Source organism: Aeromonas sp. sif2416 (assembly GCF_019218665.1).
Classification (GTDB): Bacteria; Pseudomonadota; Gammaproteobacteria; order Enterobacterales; family Aeromonadaceae; genus Aeromonas; species Aeromonas encheleia.
The window spans coordinates 139,240-145,845 of the sequence record NZ_JAHUXC010000011.1 but is presented as its reverse complement, the minus strand read 5'-3'; the positions used below and the strand labels follow the sequence as shown (position 1 = coordinate 145,845).

Genomic DNA, 6,606 nt, shown 5'->3' with positions numbered 1-6,606 from the left:
TCGTGGGGGAAATAGAGGTTGGTAGAGCCGCGTTCTTTGACCAAGGCGCCGGTCTCATAACGTGGCTCGCCAGCTGGAACGAGCCGCAGCTTGCCGTCCTTCTGACGCTCAGTCGCCGAACTCAACCGCTCAAACTGCCAGGTACGGGAAACGACATCCTCTCCCACCTTCACATCCCTGCCCTTGCCGGTGATCAGCCGCAGGTTATCCACCAGGGGTGACCACACATCAGGCAATGGCATGGCGGAATCCCTTACCACGTTGACGGCAAGGTCAGCCGACGCCGCGGCCTTATCGGCCTCCACCTTGGCGCGGGCCGCCTGGCCCTCCCCTTCGCTGGCCACCTTCTTCCAGCTGGGGATGGTGATTGTGGTGCCGGTGTCCGGGTTGAGGATAGGAACATCCCCCGAGCCGGTGAGCCAGGCCATCATGCCGTCGAACCAGGCGCGGTACTTGCCCACCAGGGAGGCGAGGTCGGCGGCGAACTGGCTGATGGTCGAGGTGCGGGTGATATCGATCCGGTATGGCTGGTTGGCCAGAGTGCCACCGCGATATGCCTCCACCAACAGGATCTCGGTGTCGCTGACCACGGTGTCCACCTCATAGGCGGCATTGTCCGGGCCATAGAAGGCGTGGCCCTTCTGGATCGGGAGGGTGCCGGTTTTCCACTTGGTGCCAAAACCGGTGATGGTCTTGCTGCCATTCGTCACCGACACGTTGCCGGTGCGCTGCCAAAGTCCTGCCATTTCAGGTTCCTTAAAAAGAAAACCCGGCACGGGGCCGGGTTTGGATTGGAGATGTCATTGTTATTTCAGGCCTGTGAGCCAAGTGGCTTGGCCACTAAAGCCGGTCGAGCTGAGGCCGCTGCCACCGATGAGCTCGATACCAAAGGTGATATTGACGGCAGTATTTGCCGGGATATCGAAGGCGGGCTGGATCGGAATGGAGAAGTATCGGGAGCCGCCGGTGGCGACGTACTCGGTACGGGTCGCCCGCTCTTTCTCCACCCCGTTGAGATAGCAGATCACCGCCATGCCTATGGTCCCCTGGCCCGATACTGTGCCGTAGCCGGTGACCGGCTTGAGGCAAACCAGGTTTCTGGCCCGGCGATAAGCCGGGATAGAGAAGTTGGCCAGCGACTTGATGAGCTGGGTAATGTCTCCCAACACCTGGTTCACATCGAGCTTGCCAAGGATCTGGCAGTTCTCTCTCATCACCACATTGTTAAAGGTCCCGCTGTTGGCATTCACCTCACCGGTAAAGGTGCCAGCTGCGGCATAGAGGCGGTTAGTCCGAATGGTGCCATCGTTATAGATGATGGTGTGCCATCCTTCGCCCCAGGCGCTATATGGGCCGCCCCGTCCAAAGCCGGCATTGCCGCCTTTGAAATCCGAGTTCTCGATGGTGACCGCTGACAGGTTGGTGACCTTGATGTACTTGGCGATCACGTTGCCGATCTCTGCCGTATCCATCAGGGCGTGGTTCATGTATACCGATCCGTTTTTAGTGACGAACGTCTGACGCTTTGACGATATGCCGACAGAGCGAGACATCACTGCAAATACATCGGTATCAACCACAAACGAACTCAACACTGTCCCATCCGCATTCAGCTTGACCGACAGGCCAAAACCGCCGCCATCCCCGTTGATCTGGGCCTTGGTGTACCAGCCCGCCTCAACGCCTCCCTCAAGGTCTGCCACGGCGCTGGCCACCGTTTGCACGGCGGCCGTGGTGTTGTTGAGGCTGGCTTGCACCTTGCTGATCTGCTCGGCATTGGCCTTGTCACCCGCCACCTGCGCCTGCTGGGTCTGCTGGATGGCGGCGCTGAGGCTCTTGTCTCCGTCCGTCACCTTGGCTTGCAGCTGGCTGATGCTCGATGCCAGCGCCTGATCCCCCTGCGCCTGGGTGCGCTGAGTCTCCAGAATCGCGGCATTGAGCGTCCGATCATCCCCTTCCAGGGTGGCTTGCATCTGATCCATGCGAGTGGCCAGGGCACTGTCCCCGGTCACCTGGGCCTGCTGGTTCTGCTTGATGGCCGCGTCGAGCACCTTGTCATCGGCCACCACCTTGGCTTGCAGCTGGGTTACTCGCTCGCTCAGTGCCTGATCCCCCTGCGCCTGGGTGCGCTGGGTCTCTAGGATCGCGGCGTTGAGTGTCCGGTCATCCCCCTCCAGGGTGGCCTGTAGCTGGGTGACCCGCTCGGCCATGGCCTGGTCGGCGGCGCTCAAGGTCTTGCTGCTCTCCTCCAGGGCTGCATTGGTCTTGCGGTCGGCCTCCTGGTACTCGGTGTTCAGCTGGGTGATCTGCTTGGCGGTGGACTGTTCCACCCCGGCGATCACCTCCCGAACCACCGTGAGCGCGGCGCTGGTGTCGGCCTTCTCCCCCTCAAAATCAGCCTTGAACTGGGTGACCTCACGGGCCAGCGCCTGGTGATCGTCTGCCTGAGTCTCCTGACGTTGAGTTATCACGGCGCTCGCCTTGCGGGCGCGCGCCTCCCCCTTTTCATCTGCCAGGGTATTGCCGATGCTGGCCAGGGCCGTCAGATCAACCTCGGACGAGAGGTCATCCTGTTTGGCTGCCAGGGCTTTGCCTTGCTCTGAAACGACCTCAGAGAGGGTGCCCACGGCAGCTTGGGTCTTGTCCGTCTTGGCGGTGAGCTGTTGCAATGCCTCGCCGGTGGCCTGCTGGCCATCGCTGACCACTTTGCCCAGGCTGGTCAGCTGTGCGGATTGCTCGCCGCTGCTGGTCTTGAGCTGGCCGATCTGCTCAGCCAGCGCCTGATCACCCTGCGCCTGAGTGCGCTGGGTTTCCAGAAGCGCCGCATTGAGCGTCCGATCATCCCCTTCCAGGGTGGCCTGTAGCTGAGTGACCCGCTCGCTCATCGCCTGGTCGGCATCGCTCAGGGCCTTGCTGCTTTCCTCCAGAGCGGCATTGGTCTTGCGGTCGGCCTCCTGGTACTCGGTGTTCAGCTGGGTGATCTGCTTGGCGGTGGACTGCTCCACCCCGGCGATCACCTCCCGAACCACCGTGAGCCGGGCGGCGGTGTCTGCTTGCTCCCCCTCAAACTTGGCGGTGAGATCGGTGACCTCGCTCGCCAGGGCTTGATGCTGATCGATCTGCACCTTTTGATCGCGGCGGATCGCCGCCTCTGCCGTGCGATGACGCTGTTCCCCTTGCTCGCCGGCGAGCGCATTGGCGATGCCGGCGGCGGCGGCCTGCTCGGCGGCCATGGCGGTCAGGTCGATGGCGGCGGCGATCTCGTCAAAGCGGCCAGCTGTGATCCCGCCCGCATCCTCGACGACTTCCTCCAGCGCCCGGATCTTGCCCTCGGCGGTGCCGGTGCGAACCTCGACCCCGCTGACTCGCTGGGCCAGCACCTTGTCAGCCTCGGTGCTGACGCGCGCCACTTCGGTGATGTTGGCCAGCAGGGTTTTATCATCGCCTTCCAGCTCGGCCTTGAGGCCGGATACCCGCTCGGCCATGGCCGAGGTGGCATCGCTGTTGGCGATGATCTTCTGCTCGGCGGCGGCTAGGCGCTCGCCCTGCTCGGTCACTGTGGACTGAGCGGCCTTCTGGACCAGCTCACCTTTGGCGGCATCGAGCGAGCTGCTGACCTCTGTCAGCCGCTGCTGCTCGGTGGTGAACTCCGACTTGGTGACGGTCTGGGTCAGCTTGGCATTGATGCCGTCCAATACCTGCTCGGCCTCGGTCAGGCGCTCGCCCTGGGCATCTACCACGGCGTGGTCGGCCTTGGTGGCCAGGGTGCCGGTCGCGGCGTCCAGCTGTTGTTTGACCTGGGTAAAGCTGGCGTGGGTCTCGTCGCGCAAGGCCCGCACGGCATCCATTTCTATCTTGCCGGACTCCGGATCGACAGTGAAAATGGCATCCCGCAGATCACCCATTTCAGTCTGCACTCGGTCGATCTTGCTGTGCAGCTTGTCTTGCTGCAGGGCGTTATCGATCCCCATTTCACCCAGGTTGTTCTGCTCATCCCGCAGCAGGTTTTCAGTCTGCTTTGACCGCTCATCGAGCGCGACCATGGCAGAGCCCAGTCCGGTCAACTCACGGTCTATCACCGGCACCCGATCAGCAATCGGGGCCACGGTTTCGCTGAGATCGGTAAACCCCCGCTCGACCAGCTCCAGCTTGCCGGCGATATCCGGGATCTGCTCGATGGGCTTGCGCAGTTCCTCGCGCAGGTGCTCGCCACCGATCTCGCCATCCAGGATGTCGAGGATGCTGGCGGCGTCATAAGAGGTTTTGCCGCTGGCTGCGAGCAGGCCAGACTTGCCGTAGGCATTGACCGCCCGGAGCCACACGTAATAGGTGGTGTCCGGCTGCAAGCCCTGAAGCGTCATGTAAGCGCCCAGGCCCGCATTGGTGGCCTTGGCTTGTACCTCGGCCAGGGGGAGTGCTTTCTTGCTCCACCACCATTCGCACAGGGTGCCGTAGGACTGGCCGCCGGTGAACCGGGGACGGAAAGCCAGCGACCAGTTACCCGCCTCAACCTCCACCCCGACCGGGATGGCGGGGATCTCGATGATGAAATTGACAGAGGCCACCGGCGAGGGGGCGCCCGTCATGGCAATGGCCCGCACTTGCCCAACGTAGTTGCCGGCGGCGAGGCCATTGACCCGGCATGATTGACCCGGCACTTGGGCCGTCATGACGATCTCCGCAGGTTTGCCAGGCTCAAGGCGCTGGATGATCACCTGGTTGTAGGCCGTCGTGCCTAGGTTGCGCCATGACAGCACCCCCTGGATCACCTCGCCGACCTGCTCCACTTCATAGCGCAGCTGGTCCGGCATGGCCATGCCGCCGGTGGGCAGCTCGGTGATCTCCGGGCGCTCCATCGGCTTCCCGATGGCATCGGCCCAGAACAGCGGCGACTCCTCCCGCAGGGTCAAATCGACCCCGCTGGTCAGAGAAAACGACCAATCGACCACCCGAAACTCAGGCCCGTTGATGCCAAGGGCCGGAATATAGAGCTTGAGCGAACTACCGGGGCGGTAGCGCCAGCCCGACAAATTGACCGGACAGGTCAGGGTGCGGGCGGCGCGGCGCTGCCGCAGCATGATGTTGGCCAGACGCTGGGCCTGGTATTCACTGGTCACGCAACGTAGGTCGAGATCTTCAAGCAGCTCAAGGCCGCCATCCTCTTCCACCCACTCTTTGACGATCACCGCCGGGAAGTCGGTTTGCTTGAAGGTGACCGGGTCCACAAACGTCCCGGTCACCTGGTTGATCTTGTCGCTGCTGGCCGGCTCGGGCAGCAGCTCGATGTCGCCGGCGAGCTGATAGTCGCGCAGCTCATCGCTGGCGGGCCCGTAGTAGGCACCGGCGATGATGCCGTGCTTGCCGCCGATATAGGTCGGCTGGCCGGCGCAAGCCATGTGCATCGCTTCCAGCACCTTGGCGCGAGGCTCGCCGAGGTCGAATTCAAAGTTGGCGGTATAACGAGGCTCCAGCGTCCCATCCGGGCGAGTCAGCAGCTCGTCACAGATATTGGCCGCAACGATAAACTCGTTCATGCGGATCTCGTCATCCGGCACTTTCAGCCACGACCGGTAATAGTCGAGGATGATCAGGGCAACGTTATCGCTCCACTTCCACTTGCTATCGCGGGGATCCCAGACCTCTTTCCCGAACTTCTCCACCTTGATGTTGGGCAGGCCGGACGGGAATTTCTGGGCATCGAATTTGAGGGAGATCCGCAACCAGGTAATGCCCTGGCCGATCATGTCTTCCTTCCAATCGGCGCACTTGGCCAACATGAAGGGGTCACAGGTCTGGCGGTCGGCGTGGAGCTCGTAAGAGACCAGATCCGAAAAGTCACCGATCGGGTCATCACCCAGCCAGAGGCCGCCAATGCGGGACAGCTTGTGGCCGGCGATCACCAGGGCGAGGTGCAACAACTCACCCTCGTCCTGTTCACCAGCCTGCTCGGCAGCGAACGACAGCAGGCCGGAAGATACCACCCGCCCATAGACACAGGTCTTATCACTGGCGGCGGCCCGCAGTACCTGGTTGCGTTCGCTGGCGCTGCGATAGTCGGCCATGGATGGGGTCTTGGCCGTCAACATCATGGTGGCACTCGCCACCGCCGTACCGATGGCGATGGCCGTGGCCGTGGTCACAACCAGGGTTGAGGCCGCCCCTGCCGCGACACCGGCAATCAGCGGAATAGCAGCGGCTGGCATTATTCAACTCTCCAGGCAATGAGGGGGGTTTGATCAGGGATGGGGCGGGCACCTTGCTCGGTCATGGCCCAGACTTTCCCCGCCCACATCACCCCGGCGGTCAGCCCACTGGGGCCATCGAACACCAGGGCATCGCCCCGTTGCGCCATGGCAACAGGAATGCGGGCGAACTGGGCATCGAGCGCCGCCTCGATGCTGCCGTGAGTTTTGGCAAGCACGCGCTTGGCGCCGATCTCGGTGGCATATCGCCCCCGGTATTCGGCAGCGGGATCCTTGTCACAGGCCGCAAGGCAGACATCGGCGACAAACAGACAGCAATCATTTTCACCCCAACAAAAAGGCCGCTCTGAGGCGGCCTGGATGGTAGTGATGATGCGGAGTTGCCAGTCTGGATGGCGCATGG

At 62.6% G+C, this 6,606-nt stretch carries 3 protein-coding genes; all 3 read right to left on the bottom strand.

All coding sequences use genetic code 11. The features are described 5' to 3' along the window. A partial coding sequence (locus KW821_RS17775) for a hypothetical protein (RefSeq protein WP_218292377.1) occupies positions 1-746 on the bottom strand: 746 nt, incomplete at its 3' end. A 60-nt stretch (positions 747-806) separates the two neighbouring features. After that, the gene (locus KW821_RS17770) at positions 807-6,203 is read right to left on the bottom strand and encodes a DUF1983 domain-containing protein (RefSeq protein WP_218292376.1); all 5,397 of its coding nucleotides are present in this window, start codon (positions 6,201-6,203) and stop codon (positions 807-809) included. Then, positions 6,203-6,604 (bottom strand): hypothetical protein, encoded by a 402-nt coding sequence (locus KW821_RS17765; RefSeq protein WP_218292375.1) that lies wholly within the window; start codon positions 6,602-6,604, stop codon positions 6,203-6,205. Before KW821_RS17765 ends, KW821_RS17770 begins: the two co-directional genes overlap by 1 nt. Positions 6,605-6,606: the final 2 nt, after the last annotated feature.